Origin of the sequence: Nocardia sp. CA-107356, from assembly GCF_050946365.1 — a bacterium.
Taxonomy (GTDB): domain Bacteria; phylum Actinomycetota; class Actinomycetes; order Mycobacteriales; family Mycobacteriaceae; genus Nocardia.
Window position 1 is genome coordinate 1,686,200 of record NZ_CP191992.1, and the last position, 16,693, is coordinate 1,702,892.

The following is a 16,693-nucleotide window of genomic DNA, read 5'->3' on the forward strand; positions in this document are numbered from 1 at the left end:
GAAATTCCCGATCGAGGGATTCGTGAGAGCAGCCCGCCATGTTCAGCGAGCCGCGCCGACGAGGGTGCGCGAGTTCTTTCCCCGAGGGAGTCTTCGTTGAGCGTACGTGGAGATATAGCGGCGGTTCGGTTGCGGCCGACCATCTGCGAGGCCGTCGAGAAGGCCGCCGCCTCGCTCGATTTCACCGGAGTGCGAGCACTTCGGGTACTGCTGCATGCCGGTGTGAGTGCCTACTGGCCACTGGTCAAGGCCGCCCCGGCCAAACAGGCTCGGGCGTACGAAGCGACCGCGCATCAGTTGGCCGAGCGCTGGGAGTCGCAGACCGATTGTGTCGCCGATCCGAAGGCCTCGGCCCTTTTCCGGGAGATGGACTCCGAGGTCGCGACCTTCCTCGATCTCTGTGCCAACCGGTCTGGCGCGCAGTGGCTGGAACCGGTGGATGCCATCGCAGCCTATGCGGTCTCGGTACTGCAGGGCACGGTGCTGCGCTGGCTCGCGGATTGCAATGACGAGACGATGCTCGTGGTGCTCGACGACCTGGTCAGCAGCTTGGCCACCAGGGCTGTCGAAGTCTGATCGCACAGTACTGGACGTTTGACCAGTTTGGTGGTTGAGTTGTTCTGGTGACTGAGACGTCGCCGATTGTCGCACTGCATGCGGCCACGGCCGAGTTGGACCCGCCGCTGGCCGCTCTCGATCTGACCGCGCTGCGTGCCAATGCCGAGGATATGGTCCGTCGCTCGGGTGGTGTGCCGATCCGAGTGGCGAGTAAGTCGGTGCGCTGCCGCGCAGTGCTCGAGCAGGTGCTCGGCACCGGGCTCACCGCCGCCGGCGGCTTTGCGGGCATCATGTCGTATTCCCTGGCCGAGGCCATCTGGCTGGTCCGGCTCGGCGCCCGCGATGTCCTGCTCGGCTATCCGAGCGTCGACCGTGCGGCGCTGGCGGAGCTCGCCGCCGATGACACCCTGCGCGAGTCCATCACGTTGATGGTCGACGATATCGCGCAGCTAGAGCTGATCCGTGCCGCGGTCGGCACCGATCTGGTGCGGCCGAGGATCTGCCTCGATGTGGACGCTTCGCTGCGAATCGGGCCGCTGCACTTGGGTGTTCGGCGCTCGCCGATACGTACTCCCGAACAGGCCGCCGCGCTCGCGCGCGAAGCGCTGAATCGCGGTTTCGATGTGGTCGGCGTGATGACCTATGAGGCACAGATCGCCGGACTGCCCGACTCCAATATCGCTGTCCGCCTGGTCAAGAGGGCCTCGGCGACCGAAATCGCCAAGCGCCGCCGGCAGGTTCTCGACGCGGTGCGCTCGGTGGTCGGCAAGCTGGAGATCGTCAATAGCGGCGGCTCTGGATCCATCGAGGTCAGCATTGCCGATCCGGATGTCACCGAGGTGACCGCGGGCTCCGGGCTGTACGTGCCGACACTGTTCGATCACTATCGTGCCTTCACGCCGCGCCCCGCGCTGTTCTTCGCGACATCGGTGCTGCGTAAGCCGACTCCCGCCATTGCAACGGTTTTTGCGGGCGGTTACATCGCCTCCGGTCCGACCGGGGCGTCCCGGGTGCCCAGGCCGGTATGGCCCAATGGGTTGACGCTGTTGGGTACCGAGGGGGCGGGCGAGGTGCAGACCCCGCTCTCCGGGGCCGCCGAACTGCGGATCGGCGACCGGGTGTGGTTCCGGCATGCCAAGGCAGGTGAGCTGTGCGAGCGATTCAACCAGGTTCATCTCGTCGACGGCGACGGCGCGCGGACGACGGTGCCCACCTATCGCGGTGAGGGCAACTGTTTCGGCTGAGCCGCCGCCAATGGCGAATTCCCGTGGATCGCGATGGTGAATTTCAAGATCGAATGCGGATGCGACGGCGTCGCACCGAATTCCGAATAAAGAACCAACCGGTCCGATGAATATTTCGATCACCCGCCAAACGGCCTCTGAAAGAAATATTCGGCTCCGCGCTCAGCTGAGTCGCAGGAATGTCGCCAGCTCCGAGAGATCATCCGGGGTATTCGGTAGGTATTCGGTGAGCAGCGGTGACCGGATAATGACGGCCTTCCACATGGCTCGACAGAGCGTCGCTTGAACCATGCTGCGCGACAATAGGAACCGCATCCCGTAGGGGGCATCGGCGGGGCTGGAGGTGGTCATCGACATCAGCACCACCGCCGCCTCCCGGCCTCGGAAGTGTTCGGCGGTGCCGACCAGCACATCCTCGATCTTGGCCCGCGCCAGCAGCGTTCGGATCAGGCCGACCTGGGCGCTATAGGGCGCGACCACGAGAATGTCGTGCGGGTGCAGCCGCCGCGTCATGGCACCGGTCGTCCACGACACTCCGAGCAGCGCGCGCACCCGGCGGACCACCTCGCGGGCCTCGGCCATCGATTCGGTCGCATCGCCGCTGTGCTCCACCAGCAGCGTCTGCACTCCTGGCTCGACACCATCCAATTGCCGCGCCAGTGTCACGGTCTCATTGGAGCGCAGGCGGTTGTCGTAGTACAGCCGGGAGATCGGGTCGCAGATGCGCGGGTGCATCCGCCAGGTGCGATCGAGGAAGTAGCCGCGATCGGCGGGCAGGGTGTGGCGGCCCTCGGTGAGCCAACCGAGCACCGATTCGTCGACCGGCTCCGGATGCGTGCTGCGCGCCGCGGCGGGTGCGGGATCACCGAGGAGCAGCAGCTTGCGCGCGCTCACCGCGACCGCGATGGCGTCGGCGAGCGGGAAGCGCCCGGCATCGGCGATCACCAGCAGATCGAGACCATCGCCCGGCACCACATCGTCGTCGGCGAAATCGGCTGAGGCACCACCGATCACGCAGCCGTTGACCGCATTGTCCAGGAATCGCGGATAGCGGGCACCGTCGATCACCGACCACTCCGGCGCCACCGCCTCGACGTCCTTCTTGGCCACCAGTTCGGGCAGCACGCCCATCGCGACGATCATGTCGAGCATGCTCTCCACCGTCGAATGCGATGGCGCGACAACGCCGACGCGCCACTTGTGCCGGGTGACCAGACGTTCTATCGCCCTGGCGACGGTGGAGGTCTTACCGGTGCCGGACGGACCCTGCACCGCGAGGTAGGAGTCGTCGAGATCGCGCAGCGCGGCCGTGATCGCCGCCGCGTGGTCACCGTGCACATCCGGTAGCCGGTCGGCGCGGCGCAGGCGCGGCGCACGGCGCGCAAGGATGTCGAAGATCGCGCCGGCGGGGACCTCCGGCAGCGCCATCAGCAACTGCTGGGCCGCGAATTCGACTGCGGTCTCGATCTGCTCGTTCCAGGCCGGCAGTCCGGGCGCGATCGCGGTCGGCAAGTCGTCATAGGGTTCGCAGCCATCCGGTAGCAATTCCTCGAGGCGGACGGCGTCGTCGAAATTCGCGTCCACCGAACAGCCGAGCACGGTCGCGGAGGCGGTCGCGCGCCGACCGACGGCGGTGATCATCCCGGCGGCGACCGGCTGATCGTAGAAGGTGTACACCGTCGTGCCCGGCGTCAGCACCGTGCCGGTCGCGGCGCCGCCCGCGGTATCGGCGCCGCCCCAGCCGATGCCGATCCGTCCGGTCAGCGTGAGATATCTGCGCATCGTCGGCTGGTGCGGGCTGCGATGCCATTTGGTGTCCACAGTGCCCCAGTCGGCCACCAGTACGCCTGGCGCATCGGCCCATTCGTCGACGGGATGGCTGAGCCGGTCGGCATGCGCCCACCACAGCGGCTGGCGTTCGCGCCGGTGATAACCGAGGGCCGCTGCCATGAGCGCGGCGGGATGGCGCGGCTCACCCTGTGCCGCCGCGAATTCCGCGAGTGCGGCCTCGATCGACGATGGCCGCGACGGCGGCAGCGGATCCGGCTCCTCCGGGCTCGGCACCAGGCACCACGAACTCGCCTGATCCAGCAGTGCCGCATCCGGATCGATGCGCTGTTCGGCCGCCCGATCCAGCAGCCAGTCGCGCAGCCGCAATACGGTCACGCAATCGCGTTCCGCACCAGCGGAATGCGATGCGCCGGGTAGCAGCCGCCGCAGTCGACTCAGCCGGTAGGAGCGTTCCCCGATCAGCAGGGCGTTGCGCACGATCGGATATAGGTCGACGAGCACACCCGCCTGCAGCAGATCCTCGACGGTCTCCTCGCCGACCCCGTATCGGCCGGTCCACCGCAGCAGCGCCGAACGCACACCGGAGGTGTAGTGGTACACCCGCATATCCGGATACATCCGGAGCCGTTGGGCGACGTAGTCGAGCACCTCGCCGAGCGCGCGACGCTGCCCGGCCTCCTCATCGGCGATCGCGGTCATCGCCCGATACGGTGCGGGCGCCGCGCCGAACGGGGCACGGAAGGCCAAATGGATCGCACCCGGGCCGCCGACTTCGATACCGAGCAGCTGACCCGACGGCCCCTGCTCGATGGTGAGCGAGAGGTCACCCGGCGACGGCGGCGGCAATGCACCCAGCGCGATCGCGTCGACCAGGGTGTGCGTCGGCAGCCCGGAATCCTCACGGCGCAACTGGATCTCGGCCTGGCGGCGCAGTGCGCCGAAAGCGCGCGGCGGCAGGCCGGGCACCGTGGCGGCGGTATTCGCCAGTCGGTCGATGGTGCTTACACCCGCCTCGCGCAGCCTGGCTCGCGCAGTACGCGGCATCCCGGCAACCAGCAGCAGGTCACGTGCCGCCGACAGCGCGGTGGTGCAGGTCGGACAGTGGCCGCAGGCGAGATAGCGAGGATCGCCCCACTGCACGGGGAGCAATTCGCTCAGTTTGTCGTCCAGGATTCGCTCGACCCGCCCGCGTCGGGCCAGATACACCGGCACCAGATCGGTGAGCGGGTAGGTCCGGCTGTCCTCGCCCATATGCAATCGAACCAGGGGAGCGGTCAACGCGCCGCTGCTGTCCAAAGCATCGGCGCAGGCGGCGAGTTCGAGTGCTGCCCCGACGCGTTCCGGTGGGCCCGCCGCGGTGCCGTGCACGGTGTAGCGGACCCGATGGCCCGCCCGCACCAGGAAATCGCTGGCGCAGAAGAATTTACCGTCGAAGAAGGTGGCACCGTGGATCACGTGCACACCGGCCCGTAGTGCGGCGATGGTCTCGGCATGGGCGGCCCGTAGCGCGGCGATATGGGCCCCGGGATCCGTTGCCGGATCGTGCTCGGCCGCGCGGCAATGGATCTCCACCATCTGGCTGCCGAACCGATCACGGAAGTCCGCGAGCCTGCGTTCGCGCGCATCGTCGAATACGGCGCGCGGCACCGGATCGGGCATCGCATCCACCACGCCCGCGACGGTGCCCAGTTCGGTATCGAGGGTGCGCAGCAACGCGAATTCACACTGCGCCGCGCGCACCAGGTCGACGGCGGAGCAGACGACACGATCACCGAACACGATCAAACGCGGCCCTCCTGTGTCTTCGCCGGACACGGACGGCAACACCTTAGCTAGCCGCTTCGACCGCGTTGAATTCGGTGTCCGCGGGGCCTTGCGAACCCTCCCCGGTTCAGGATCGTGGCTTACGCCGTTCCGGTCGTTTGCCGCCGTCGCGATCGCGACGCGGTCCGGCGCGGAACGGACGCCCGCCGGGCGGGCCGGAATCGAGCTGCAGTTGAATCAGCTGGCCGCTGATCCTGGTGCGCCGCAACGCTTCCAGGGTCTCCGAGGACAGGTCCGCCGGAAGTTCGACGAGACTGTGGTCCGGGCGGATGCTGATATGGCCGAAATCGCTGCGGCGCAGGCCGCCCTCGTTGGCGATGGCGCCGACGATCGCACCGGGCACCACGCGGTGCCGCTTGCCGACGCTGATCCGGTAGGTCGCCAATTCGGCTCCGGTGCCGCGCTGATGCGAAGGACCACGATCCTCGCCCTCGAACCGGCGGGCGGGTCGATCCGTGCGCGGCATGCGTTCGCGCTGCGGGCGTTCGATCGGCTCCGGCTCGGGCTCCATGAAGAAGTTGTCGCCGTCGTAGCCGCTGACCGCGAGCGCCGCCGCGATATCGACGAGCGGAATGTTGTGCTCGCGCTCGTAATCCTCGATGAGCTTGCGGAACAGCGCCAGATTCGACGTGCTGAGATTCTCGGTAATGGAATCGCCGAACTTGGCGACGCGCTGGGTGTTCACATCATCGACGCTCGGCAACTGCATTTCGGTCAGCGGATGCCGGGTGGCGCGCTCGATCGACTTGAGCAGGTGGCGTTCGCGGGGTGCGACGAACAGCAGCGCCTCACCGCTGCGCCCGGCCCGGCCGGTGCGGCCGATGCGGTGCACATAGGACTCGGTGTCGTGCGGAATGTCGTAGTTGACCACATGCGAGATGCGATCCACGTCGAGACCGCGCGCGGCGACATCGGTGGCGACCAGAATGTCGAGCGCACCGGACTTCAGCTGACCGATGGTGCGCTCACGCTGGTTCTGCGCGATATCACCGTTGATCGCTGCCGCGGAGAAGCCGCGCGAGCGCAGCTTTTCGGCCAACTCTTCGGTGGCCTGCTTGGTGCGCACGAACAGGATCATCGCCTCGAACGACTCGACCTCGAGGATTCGGGTGAGTGCGTCGAGTTTGCGCTGATGCGAGACCTGCACCCAGCGCTGGGTGATGTTGGTATTGGTCGAGGTCTTCGATTTGACGGTGATCTCGACCGGCTCGCGCAGGTACTTCTTGGAGATGCTGCGGATCGCCGAGGGCATGGTCGCGGAGAACAGCGCGACCTGCTTCTCGCGGGGGGTGTCGGCGAGAATGCGCTCGACATCCTCCTGGAACCCCATCTTCAGCATCTCGTCGGCCTCGTCGAGCACCAGATACTGCAGCTGCGACAGGTCGAGCGTGCCCTTCTCCAGGTGATCGATCACCCGGCCCGGCGTACCGACCACGACGTGGGCGCCGCGGCGCAGGCCGGAGAGCTGGACGCCATAGGCCTGGCCGCCGTAGATCGGCAGGACATGCAGTCCGGGAATATGGGTGGCGTAACGGCCGAACGCCTCGGCGACCTGGATCGCGAGTTCGCGTGTCGGGGCCAGCACGAGGGCGCGCGGAAGTTTGCCGGTCGCCTCGATGCCCATGAGGATCGGGATGGCGAATGCCGCGGTTTTGCCGGTGCCGGTCTGGGCCAGCCCGACCACATCGGCGCCGTCGAGCAGTGGCGGAATCGTCGCTGCCTGGATGGGCGAGGGCGATTCGTAGCCCACATCGGCGATGGCCGCGAGGACGCGATCATCGATGCCGAGATCGGCGAAGGTCGGGCCGTCATTGTCCCTGTCGTTGTCGCCAGGAACGCTGTCGACCTGATTGGTACTCATTGACCAGGAGTTTACTGCCTCGCGGTGGTCGTCCCGGCCACCGGGCCAATACGGTGAGACGTATGCAACCCGAAAGCGTGCCCGCGCATCACGACCAGGTGCCGTCCGCAGTGGATGTGGCGGTGGTCCAATTCGCGCCGGGAACCGATCCGTCCGCCAATCTCGCGGCCCTGCGCGAGCACGTCCGCAGCGCCGCCGAACGCGGTGCGCGGGTGGTCGTCGCACCCGAATACTCGATGTTTGCCGTCTCCCGGCTCGACGAGCGGGTCGTGGCCGTCGCCGAACCGCTGACCGGGCCGTTCGTCACCGGCCTCGGCGAAATCGCGCGCGAATTCGGGGTGCATCTGGTCGCCGGAATGGTCGAACAGGTGGCGGCCGGGGCGGGGCGAATCCGCAATACGCTCGTCGTCCTCGGACCCGATGCGAGCCTGATGGCGAAGTACCGGAAGGTGCATCTGTACGACGCGTTCGGACATCTCGAATCCGATGTCGTCGAGGCGGGGGCGATCGAGACCCCGGTCACCTTCACTGTCGATGCTGTGACATTCGGCATGCAGACCTGTTTCGATCTTCGCTTCCCGGAAGGCTGCCGTCGCGTGGCTGCCGCGGGTGCACAGGTGCTGGTGCTGCCCGCCCAGTGGATACCCGGTCCGGCGAAGGTGGATCAGTGGACGACGCTGCTGCGCGCCCGCGCCATCGAGAACACCGTGTACGTGGCCGCCGCCGATCAATGTGCGCCGCGCGGGGCTGGCGCATCGATGATCATCGATCCGACCGGCGCCGTGCTCGCCGAACTCGGTGACGAACCCGGCGTGCTCACCGCGGCCATCGACCTCGATCAGCTCGCTGCGGTCCGCCGCACGAACCCCAGCCTGGCATTGCGTCGATTCGCGATCACCGAGCGTGTACCGGAGTAGCGTTAATTCGGATGATCTACACCGATCGGGCAGCTGCCGGTCGCGCGCTGGGTTTGGAACTCGGCCACCTGCGTGCGGCGGAACCGCTGGTGCTCGGACTGCCCCGGGGCGGGGTTCCGGTGGCGGCCGCGGTGTGCGAAGTCATCGGTGGCGATCTCGATATCCTGCTGGTCCGCAAGCTCGGTGTGCCATGGCAGCCGGAGCTGGCCATGGGCGCCATCGGCGAGGACGGTGTCCGGGTGCTCAATCAGGATGTGTTGTCGCACACCGGGATTACGCCGGAGCAGGTCGCCGAGATCGAGGATGCGGAACGCAACGAACTGGAGCGCCGCCGCGAGGTGTGGCGCGGTGATGCCAAGCCGATCCCGATCACGGGCCGCACCACGGTGATCGTGGACGACGGCATGGCGACCGGGGCTACGGTGGTCGTCGCCTGCCGGGTCGCTCAGCTGCACAACCCGTTGCGGATCGTGGTCGCGGTGCCGGTGTCCTCGGCCGAGGCACTGCATCGGGTGGCCGCCGAGGCGGATGAGGTCGTCTGCCCGTGGGTTCCGCACTCGCTCGGCGGCGTCGGCATGGCCTACCGCGACTTCCACCAATTGGAGGACGACGAAGTCACCGCCCTACTCGGCTGAGATGCCCTGCACCGCCTCACTATTCGAGCATCGCTGGTGCCGGGCCCGCGCAAGTCCGTTGGCGACTACACATGCGCGATTGCACGCGTGCGGTTACGGCAAGGCTTGTGCGGCGGCCTCGGGTCAGGGCTGGACTTCGGTGATGCCCGTGCGGTGGCGTTGGGCGAGTTCGGCGTAGAAGGTTGGGTTCAGTTTGACCCAGCCTTCGGCCTGAGTGCCTTCGATGGACTTCTTGACTTCGGCTGGGGCGCCCGCCGCGAGTACGCCTGCGGGAATCTTGGCGTGCGGTGGGACCAGTGAGTGTGCGGCGATCATTGTGCCCGCACCGATTTCGGCCAGGTCCAGGACCGTGGTGCCGTTGCCGACGATGGCCTCCGCGCCGACCGACGCGCCGTGGAAGACGACGCTGTGTGCGATGGTCGCGCCGGGGCCGATCTCCATCGGCACATCCGGCGGGACGTGCAGGACCGCGTTGTCCTGGATATTGGCGCGTTCCCGAATGGTGATCGGCGCCAGGTCCGCGCGCAGCACCGCGCCGTACCAGATGGAGGCGCCTGCCTCGACGCGTACGTCACCGATCAGGGTCGCGGTCGGTGCGATGAACGCGGTCGGATCGACCTGGGGCCGTTTGCCTTCGAATTCGTATAGGGGCACCGGGCAGTGTATACACCGCGCCTCCGGCGCGGAGTGTTCGCGGCCCCCCGGGTGTCTCGCGTCCGACCCTTTCGAGCGACCTGCAAGTAGTCGCTGGCGGCGCCGCCGAGATTCGCCCCTGCGCCGCATGCACTTCGGCCGCTCGGCTGAGCGCGATGGCCCCGGCCTGCGCACGGACGCGAGACGGGCCGCGAACGTCGCTCGTTGGACTCGCTCCGTGCGGGGTGATCCGTGCTTGTGCGACGGAGGTTTCACCATTGTTCGGCGAAGGCCAGGGTGCGTTCGGCCGCGGTGACCATCGGTCGCAGCACCGCGGTCAGCCGCTGGGCGGTGACCGGCATGATGTCGACGTCGACCCCGGTGCGCACCGAGTACCTGCCGTCACCGACCACATCGATCCAGCACAACACTCCGAACGGATGCAACTCGCCATCGGGCCGCCGCACCGACACCACGATCTGGCCGATGCCATTGCGAGATTGCCGCAGCAGTTTGCGAATTCGCGTGGGCGTCGCGGGTCCGGCCACCGGCACGGTCACCAGGTCCCGGCTGTCCTCGTTGACCCGGGCCAGCGGTGCGGTCAGTTGTGCCGATGCGCCGGGCGTATTCTCCGGCAGCATCGAAATCACCCGCGCAGACAGGTTTTTCACTCGATCGACGAACAGCCGGATATCGCCGCCCCGATCCGCGCTCGTCCCCGGGCGCTGCGCCGCGACCACCGCGATATCCCCGGCGATCGCACCGAGCACGCGCACCGGGCGCGTTTCGACGTCAATATCCGGTTCGGCGGTGATCGGGTCGCTCTGCCCGACCAGACCTGTCTGTTCGATCGCATCGTCGTGCCCTGAGTCGGATCTGGCACCAGTGGTTCCCGGCTCCTGCTCGACCGCATCGCGCTGCCCGAAGACCTCGATGCGCACGGTGGGGCGGGCCAGCACGCGCAGCGCACCTTCCAGGTCCGCGTCGAGAGTTCGGTCGCACCAACCGATCAGGGCGGGCAGTTGGGCGGCGCGTTCGGCGGTGTCGCGAGCCGAGAGGCGCACCGCAAGGGGATAGGGGATGCGGTCGCCGTCGGTGCGGGCCCAGGCCATGGCGAACTGGTCCGGGGTCAGCGTCCAGTTCACTCCAGTTCGGTCCATTCGCCGACGACCGGTGGTGTCGTCGGATCCATATCACCGATCAGTTCACCGCCGTCATCGGCCGGTTCCAAGAAGGTCAGATCGTTGTCGAAGAAGTGGTAGTCGTCGTCGTAGTCGTCCTCGCCGCGGGCCTGTGCGGAGCGCACGGCGGCCGCGTTGGTGCTCAGGCCGGAGCGCGGGGTGTCGCCCGCGACCATCGCACCGCCCATGAGTCCGCCGACCGCGCCCGCGCCGACGCCATTGATCGCGTCGCCACTGGCATCACGTTTGCGCTCGTCTCGTTTGCGTTCGTCGTCCGAGCCGGAGTTGCCCGCGCCGGGGACCGTGGGGGCGATCACGGGGGCGGCCGCGGCCGTGACCACCGGTGCGCCGGTGCCGGGTCGCGTGGCGCGATCGGGTGCGGCGCTCGGCGCCGTTGCCGCGGAAGTGGTCGCCGCTGGGGAATCCGACATCGGCACAACGGGTTTGGCCGCTGCCGGGGCGGTGTCGGCGGTGGCCACCGGGGTGATGGTGGTCGGCGCAGTTGTGGGCTGGGTCGTCGTCGCGGCGGGCTCGACCGTGGTCTGCGGTGTGGTCGTCACCGGAGCGCTCACCGAAATCGTTGGGGTGGTGAGGGTTTGCGTTCCGGTGTCGAGGCCGGTCGCTGCGGGAACAGATGCGGTGGGCGTGGTGTCGGACGGCGGCGCCGGATCGCCGGTTGCCGCATCGGGGAAGGCGGGAATTCCGGATCCGGTCGGGATGAAAACCTTCGTGTAGATGCTGTCCATCGCCTGCACCACGTCCTGGCGGGTACCGTCGGCGGACTTCTGGGTGGCGGTGTTATCGGTGGCCCGTGCCGGATCCAGCAGTGCGCCAGCGAGATCCGGTGTGGCGTCCGACGGCGCGACGACGGCACCGCGCAATGCCTCGGCGGCATCGCCCGCCTGGCCGAGCCGCTGACCGACGGCGGCCATCACATCCGCGAGTTGCTGTCCGTGCCTTTCGAATTCGCGCACCGCGTCGGCGGCCGACTGCGCGGCGTCGCCGCGCCAGCCGTCGGCGATCGCGGCCCGAATTTCGGTATGCGCCTGCTCGACGGCGGTGGCGAGGCCGGTCGAGCTGCCCTGCCAAGTCTGTTGTCCGCCGGCGAGGACGACCGGATTCATCAGTTGCACACCGTCGTGGATCTGCTGATGCGAGAGGTTGTCGAAGATCTCGACGGTGTGTGTGTAGTCGGGGTCGACGTACCGGATGGGGGTCTTCTCGCCGGTGTGCGGCATCTTACGCATGTGCGGCTCCCGCCACCTCGACCCGACCGACCGCCGATGCGAGATCCTCATCGGCCCGGGTGTATGCCGCTCCGGCTGCGCGGAAGGTCTGTGCGAGTGCTCTTGCGGCGTCGGCATATTCGCGCAACCGGGTCATCGCGCCATCGGCCTTGTCCTCGAAGCCGCGCCGCAACGCCGCACCCGAGTCGAATCCGCCGAAGCCGGGAAGTGAAGCGGCGCTGCTCAATACGGCTATCTGGGCCTCGACCTCATCGGCGAGCTGTTCGTAGCGCCTGGCGCACAGTTCATGTGCCCCCTCGGCGACCAGTACGCCATCGATCCAGAGCTGGCCGTCGTCGATCGCTTGATTCAGCGTTGTCACATCCGACATCTCGCCGCCCCCTTCCTCGTCGTGCTGCCCGCGCAGCCGTGATCAACTCACCGATGTCGTGCCAACCCCACGACGACACCCTGCATCCAGTCCGCGATGTCGGCAGCGACCCGCGCGTGCACCGGCTCGTGCAACAGGTCGTGCCCGGCGTCGGCGTACTCCCGCAAACTTACCCAATCGTGGCGTCGAGTCCAGCCCCTCATCGCATCGATCGGCGCCCGCCGGTCCTCGACGCCGTGCACGGCCAGGATCGGCAGTGTGGTCGGCAACGGTGTGCCGGGTGCGCCGGGTGCGCCGCCGCCGAGTGCGCGTTTCGGCACTCCGGACAAGGCCAGCCCGATCAGCTCGCCCGGCGGCAGGCTCGGTTCGAGCGGATACTTCGCCTCCAGCCCGCTGAGATCGTCGGCCGCGCTGGCGCGGTCCGGTACCGCCGCGCCCAGGATGCCGAGGGCGGTAACCGCGCCGAGCGAGTGACCCATCAGGATCAACGGCGTCCCCGGTAGTTCCGCACGGACCAGCTCGACCAGCCGCATCGCATCGGCCACCAATTCCAATAGCGTGCCGGGATTGTCCGGATCGCCCTCGCTCAACCCGTGTCCCGAGGTGTCCAGCGCCCACACCTCGATGCCGACGGACGTCGGAATCCGGGCGAAGCGGTGGTAGTGACCGCTGTGCTGACCCATTCCGGGGAACAACACCACCACCGCGGTTCGGTTCTCGACCGGCCACCGCCGATAGTGCATTCGCCCGCGCGCGCCGTCGAAGAAAGGCATCTGTGGATACTGCCAAATCTTGTGCGATCTGGTCGAGTTCATGACATAACTCGCGTGCATCAAATAATTGGCAAGGTGACTAGACTGCCGGGCTAGGCAAGGGTCGGGCCAGGAGAGTCGAGGTTCGCGTTGAGAAAGCTCCATCGTCCCGGTAATCGGGTATGGCCGGTCGCCGCTTTGCTCGCCCTGGGCTGCGCGGGTATCGGTGCGCCCGGTGCGGTGGCAGAGCCGGTTGCCGTCGCCGCGTGCGCGCCCGCCCAGGCGGCCACCGCGATGCCCGCCGGTCTGCCGATACTCGACTGGTCGGAGAACGTGGGGTATGACGCGCAGGGCAATCTGTGGGTGTCGCGGCTGTACCGCAATGAAGTGCAGCGCTACGACAGCGCGGGACGCTTGACCGCGACGGTGCCGGTCGAATTTCCGGGGGCGGTCCGGCTCGGGCCGGACGGACTCCTGTATGTCGTCTTCGGCGATTCACCGACGAGTGTGCTGCGTCCCGGTGGTGTGGTGCGTTTCGATCCCGATGACCCCCGGCCCGCGGTATTCGCCTCGGGGTTCACCATGCCCAACGGCGCCGCCTTCGATGCGAACGGCAATCTGTACGTCGCTTCCGGTCCCGGTGTGATCCGGATCCGCCCGGATGGCGGCGTCGACCAGGACTGGACGGCGCGGGCGAAGTTCTCCGGTGCCAATGGCATTGTGGTGCGGGACAATGCGATCTACCTCAGCATGAACGGCAATCCGCTCGGCCGCATCGTGCGTTTCCCGATCGATGATCCGGGCAACGTGACGGTGCTCGCCGATCTGGCGGTGTCGCCGGGGATTCCCGACTTCGCCGACGATCTCCTCATCGACGATGCGGGCGTGCTCTATGTGACCACATTGACCGGTCAGCTGGTTCGGGTCGATCCGAGTACGAACACCGCATGCGCCGTGCTGACCGGCCAGCCGATGACATCGGTGGTCGCGGTGCCGGGCCGTTCCGACGAACTCCTCGCCGGTACCGAGGGCGGCGCGATCTTGCGGATTCGGTTGTCGCACTGAACAAATGCGTCACCCGACCGGTGTCCAGGGTGGTGCGGGATGCTCCGCGCCCGGCCCCGGCCGCACCTCGATGTCATGCGGTCGCAGCTCCTCGCCACAGCATTCGCACACCACCTTGGCGTGGGTGACCTCGCCGCAGCTGTGATGCACCAATTCCGTCGGCGCGCCGTTGATCAGGCCGGTGTGCTTCTCGCCCCACGCCAGGATCGCCGCGATGACCGGATACAGGTCGATACCGGCCGGGGTCAGGCGGTATTCGTGCAGCGTGCGCGACGGTCCCGAGGCGTATTCGCGGCGCTCCAAGATGCCGTAATCGACTAGTCGGTTGAGCCGCTCGGTCAGGATATTGCGCGCGATGCCGGTCTTGCGCTGATAGTCCTCGAAGGTGCGGGCGCGGAAGTAGGCGGCACGCAGGATCGCGATCACCCAGCGCTCGCCGAGTACGGCACCGGAGCGCTCGATCGCACAGTTACTCGCCAGCAGATCGTCGTGTTTCATCGACTCCACGATAGCCGTTGCAATTCGCAACTACGTCGCCTAGGTTCTAGTTGCATGTTGCAACGACGCACATCGGCGCTGCTGGCCATCTGTGGGAGCGCGTTCCTCGCCTTCTTGGATACCTCGATCGTCAATGTGAGCTTTCCGGATATCGCGGCGTCCTTCCCGCAGGCCTCCCGTGCGCAGCTGAGCTGGGTGCTCGACGCGTACTTCATCGCCATGGCGGCACTGCTCGTCCCGGCCGGTGGACTCGCCGACCGGCTCGGTCATAAGCGTCTGCTGCTTTGGGGCACCGGCCTTTTCGTGCTCACCTCGATTGCCTGCGCGGCAGCGCCGAACTGGCAGCTACTTGTCGGCGCGCGCTCGTTGCAGGGGGTGGCTGCGGCGATCATCGCACCGGTCTCGCTCGCCCTGCTGCTGCCGGAATTCCCGAAGGAGCGGCGTGCGACCGCGGTCGGCATCTGGGGCGCGGCGTCGGCACTGGCCGCGGGGACCGGCCCGCCGCTCGGCGGAATTCTCATCGAGATCGCGGACTGGCGCTGGATCTTCCTGATCAATATTCCGGTCGGGCTGCTGATCATCGCTGCGGGCCGGGCCGGACTGCGAGAAAGCAAAGAAGACGATAGGACCGGACTGCCCGACCTGCTCGGTGCGGCACTGTCCGCGGCCGGACTCGGACTCCTCGCGCTGGCGATCATTCAAGGCGGCAGTTGGGGTTGGCGTAGCCTCGACACCATCACCTGCTTCCTCGCGGCGGTCGTGCTCATCGCCTGGCTGGTGCGCCGCTGCCTGGTGCACCCACAGCCGGTGGTCGAACCCGCCCTGATGCGGATACCGAGTTTCGCCATCGGCAATCTGGGCACCTTGTTGTTCGCGCTCGCCTTCTTCTCGATGATCCTCGGCAATATCCTTTTCCTCACCGGCGTATGGCAATACAGCATCCTGAAGGCAGGTTCGGCCGTGCTGCCCGGACCGCTGCTCACGATCATGGTCGCCATCCCCGCGGGCCGCATCGCGGACCGCTTCGGCCATCGCACGGTGATCGTCCCCGGCACCATCGTCTACGCCATCGGTCTACTCGTCCTGCGCACTGGCGGGGCAGATCCCGACTTCCTGACCACCTGGCTTCCCGGTCAATCCCTGGTCGGCATCGGTATCGGGCTGGCCTTCCCCGCCCTCGGCGCGGCCTCGGTCGCGGATGTCCCTGTGGATCGCTACGGCTCGGCAAGTGCTGTCGGGGCTGCCTTCCGTCAGTTCGGTGCGGTATTGGGTACCGCACTCCTGATTGCCATCATCGGCACGCCGACCACGTTGCATGCCGCTCTGGACGCCTCGGACCGAGCCTTCTTCCTCGGTATCGCGGCCGCCCTCGCCGCGGGCCTCGTGGCGCTGGCGCTACGCCCGGTGCGTGCGCCGGAGCCGGTCGATATTCCTGTCACCGTGCACCCGAGCGCCGCAACCGAAGCGGTGACCCCATGATCGAGCGCAACCGAACACTGGACACCGCAACGGAATCCATGCTGACCGCCGTCCGCGCAATGGTCCGCACAGTGCAGGCGCTCGCACCCTCCGGCCGCCGCCGACTCACCCTGGAACTGTCCGTTGCGGTCAACCGCGCCCTCGCCGACCTGGCTCTGGACACCCCGGACGATTTCCCGATAGCCCACGCCCGTGAACCGGAAATCCCCTGGGACCTCTGGTATTACGTGTCCGCGGATCCCGGGGCGTGATCACTGCTCGATGAGGTCGGCGGGTGCGGCCTGTCGCCACGAGTCCAGCAGGATGTCGCGCAGTTCGGTGGTGTCTTCCAGTGCGGACAGCCGCGCCCGGACCCAGGAGGACGAGGCCTCGTGTGGCGGGACCCAGAATTTGTGCGGTTCGGCGGCGATGAGTTCCTCGCGGTCGTGTTTGGGGCAGCGGACCGCGAACGAGGTTTGATCGTCGGGGAGGGTGAGGAACATCTTGCCGGCCACATCGAAGGTGGGGTGGTTCCAGCGTTCCTTCTCCACGGTCTTGGGAAAGGACAACGCGATGCGGCGCACGTCGTCAGCGTCGAGCACGGTTCGGGCCTCCGGTTCGGCAAATCGGACCTCTATCGTGCAACACCGCGGTCGGGC

Annotated in this window: 16 protein-coding genes; 7 read left to right on the forward strand and 9 right to left on the reverse strand. The window is 67.4% G+C overall.

What is annotated here, in order from left to right; genetic code table 11:
* Window positions 1-96: 96 nt before the first annotated feature.
* Together ACQP1G_RS07795 and ACQP1G_RS07800 are read left to right on the forward strand one after the other, a co-directional pair.
* Window positions 97-576: a TetR family transcriptional regulator gene (locus tag ACQP1G_RS07795; protein WP_433200081.1), complete on the forward strand. Its 480-nt coding sequence runs from the start codon at window positions 97-99 to the stop codon at window positions 574-576.
* A gap of 47 nt (window positions 577-623) precedes the next feature.
* Complete coding sequence (locus ACQP1G_RS07800; protein WP_433200084.1) at window positions 624-1,802, forward strand: amino acid deaminase/aldolase; 1,179 nt, start codon at window positions 624-626, stop codon at window positions 1,800-1,802.
* A 162-nt stretch (window positions 1,803-1,964) separates the two neighbouring features.
* Here the strand turns inward: ACQP1G_RS07800 and ACQP1G_RS07805 are convergent, their stop codons facing one another.
* Both ACQP1G_RS07805 and ACQP1G_RS07810 read right to left on the reverse strand, forming a co-directional pair.
* Window positions 1,965-5,408, reverse strand: a complete 3,444-nt coding sequence (locus ACQP1G_RS07805; protein ID WP_433200087.1) for an AAA domain-containing protein — start codon at window positions 5,406-5,408, stop codon at window positions 1,965-1,967.
* A 76-nt stretch (window positions 5,409-5,484) separates the two neighbouring features.
* Window positions 5,485-7,278, reverse strand: coding sequence for a DEAD/DEAH box helicase (locus ACQP1G_RS07810; RefSeq protein WP_433200090.1), 1,794 nt, complete (start codon window positions 7,276-7,278; stop codon window positions 5,485-5,487).
* 62 nt (window positions 7,279-7,340) lie between these two features.
* Between ACQP1G_RS07810 and ACQP1G_RS07815 the strand changes: the two genes are divergently transcribed.
* The gene (locus ACQP1G_RS07815) at window positions 7,341-8,195 is read left to right on the forward strand and encodes a carbon-nitrogen hydrolase family protein (protein ID WP_433200093.1); all 855 of its coding nucleotides are present in this window, start codon (window positions 7,341-7,343) and stop codon (window positions 8,193-8,195) included.
* Between the two features lie 11 nt (window positions 8,196-8,206).
* Entirely contained in the window at window positions 8,207-8,830 is a 624-nt protein-coding gene (locus tag ACQP1G_RS07820) for a phosphoribosyltransferase (RefSeq protein ID WP_433200096.1), read from the forward strand.
* Window positions 8,831-8,953: 123 nt separating this feature from the next.
* Here the strand turns inward: ACQP1G_RS07820 and ACQP1G_RS07825 are convergent, their stop codons facing one another.
* The 5 genes from ACQP1G_RS07825 to ACQP1G_RS07845 form a co-directional block, all read right to left on the reverse strand.
* A complete protein-coding gene (locus ACQP1G_RS07825; RefSeq protein WP_433200099.1) occupies window positions 8,954-9,484 on the reverse strand; it encodes a gamma carbonic anhydrase family protein in 531 nt (176 codons plus the stop codon).
* A gap of 251 nt (window positions 9,485-9,735) precedes the next feature.
* Entirely contained in the window at window positions 9,736-10,608 is an 873-nt protein-coding gene (locus ACQP1G_RS07830; RefSeq protein WP_433200102.1) for an ESX secretion-associated protein EspG, read from the reverse strand.
* Window positions 10,605-11,891, reverse strand: a complete 1,287-nt coding sequence (locus ACQP1G_RS07835; RefSeq protein ID WP_433200105.1) for a WXG100 family type VII secretion target — start codon at window positions 11,889-11,891, stop codon at window positions 10,605-10,607. Before ACQP1G_RS07835 ends, ACQP1G_RS07830 begins: the two co-directional genes overlap by 4 nt.
* Window positions 11,884-12,261: a hypothetical protein gene (locus tag ACQP1G_RS07840; RefSeq protein WP_433200108.1), complete on the reverse strand. Its 378-nt coding sequence runs from the start codon at window positions 12,259-12,261 to the stop codon at window positions 11,884-11,886. Before ACQP1G_RS07840 ends, ACQP1G_RS07835 begins: the two co-directional genes overlap by 8 nt.
* Window positions 12,262-12,308: 47 nt before the next feature.
* A complete protein-coding gene (locus ACQP1G_RS07845; RefSeq protein ID WP_433200111.1) occupies window positions 12,309-13,034 on the reverse strand; it encodes an alpha/beta hydrolase in 726 nt (241 codons plus the stop codon).
* Window positions 13,035-13,163: 129 nt separating this feature from the next.
* Between ACQP1G_RS07845 and ACQP1G_RS07850 the strand changes: the two genes are divergently transcribed.
* On the forward strand, window positions 13,164-14,078 hold the full coding sequence (locus ACQP1G_RS07850; protein WP_433200114.1) for an SMP-30/gluconolactonase/LRE family protein: 915 nt from the start codon (window positions 13,164-13,166) through the stop codon (window positions 14,076-14,078).
* Window positions 14,079-14,087: 9 nt separating this feature from the next.
* Here ACQP1G_RS07850 and ACQP1G_RS07855 read toward each other — a convergent pair whose 3' ends face one another.
* Window positions 14,088-14,576, reverse strand: a complete 489-nt coding sequence (locus tag ACQP1G_RS07855; RefSeq protein WP_433200117.1) for a winged helix-turn-helix transcriptional regulator — start codon at window positions 14,574-14,576, stop codon at window positions 14,088-14,090.
* A gap of 54 nt (window positions 14,577-14,630) precedes the next feature.
* Here ACQP1G_RS07855 and ACQP1G_RS07860 point away from each other — a divergent pair, with 54 nt between their 5' ends.
* Window positions 14,631-16,055 (forward strand): MFS transporter, encoded by a 1,425-nt coding sequence (locus tag ACQP1G_RS07860; RefSeq protein ID WP_433200120.1) that lies wholly within the window; start codon window positions 14,631-14,633, stop codon window positions 16,053-16,055.
* Entirely contained in the window at window positions 16,052-16,306 is a 255-nt protein-coding gene (locus tag ACQP1G_RS07865; RefSeq protein WP_433200123.1) for a hypothetical protein, read from the forward strand. Before ACQP1G_RS07860 ends, ACQP1G_RS07865 begins: the two co-directional genes overlap by 4 nt.
* On the opposite strand, the gene ACQP1G_RS07870 is transcribed toward ACQP1G_RS07865, so the two are convergent.
* A complete protein-coding gene (locus ACQP1G_RS07870) occupies window positions 16,307-16,636 on the reverse strand; it encodes an MmcQ/YjbR family DNA-binding protein (protein WP_433200126.1) in 330 nt (109 codons plus the stop codon). It lies immediately after the preceding gene.
* Window positions 16,637-16,693 lie beyond the last annotated feature (57 nt).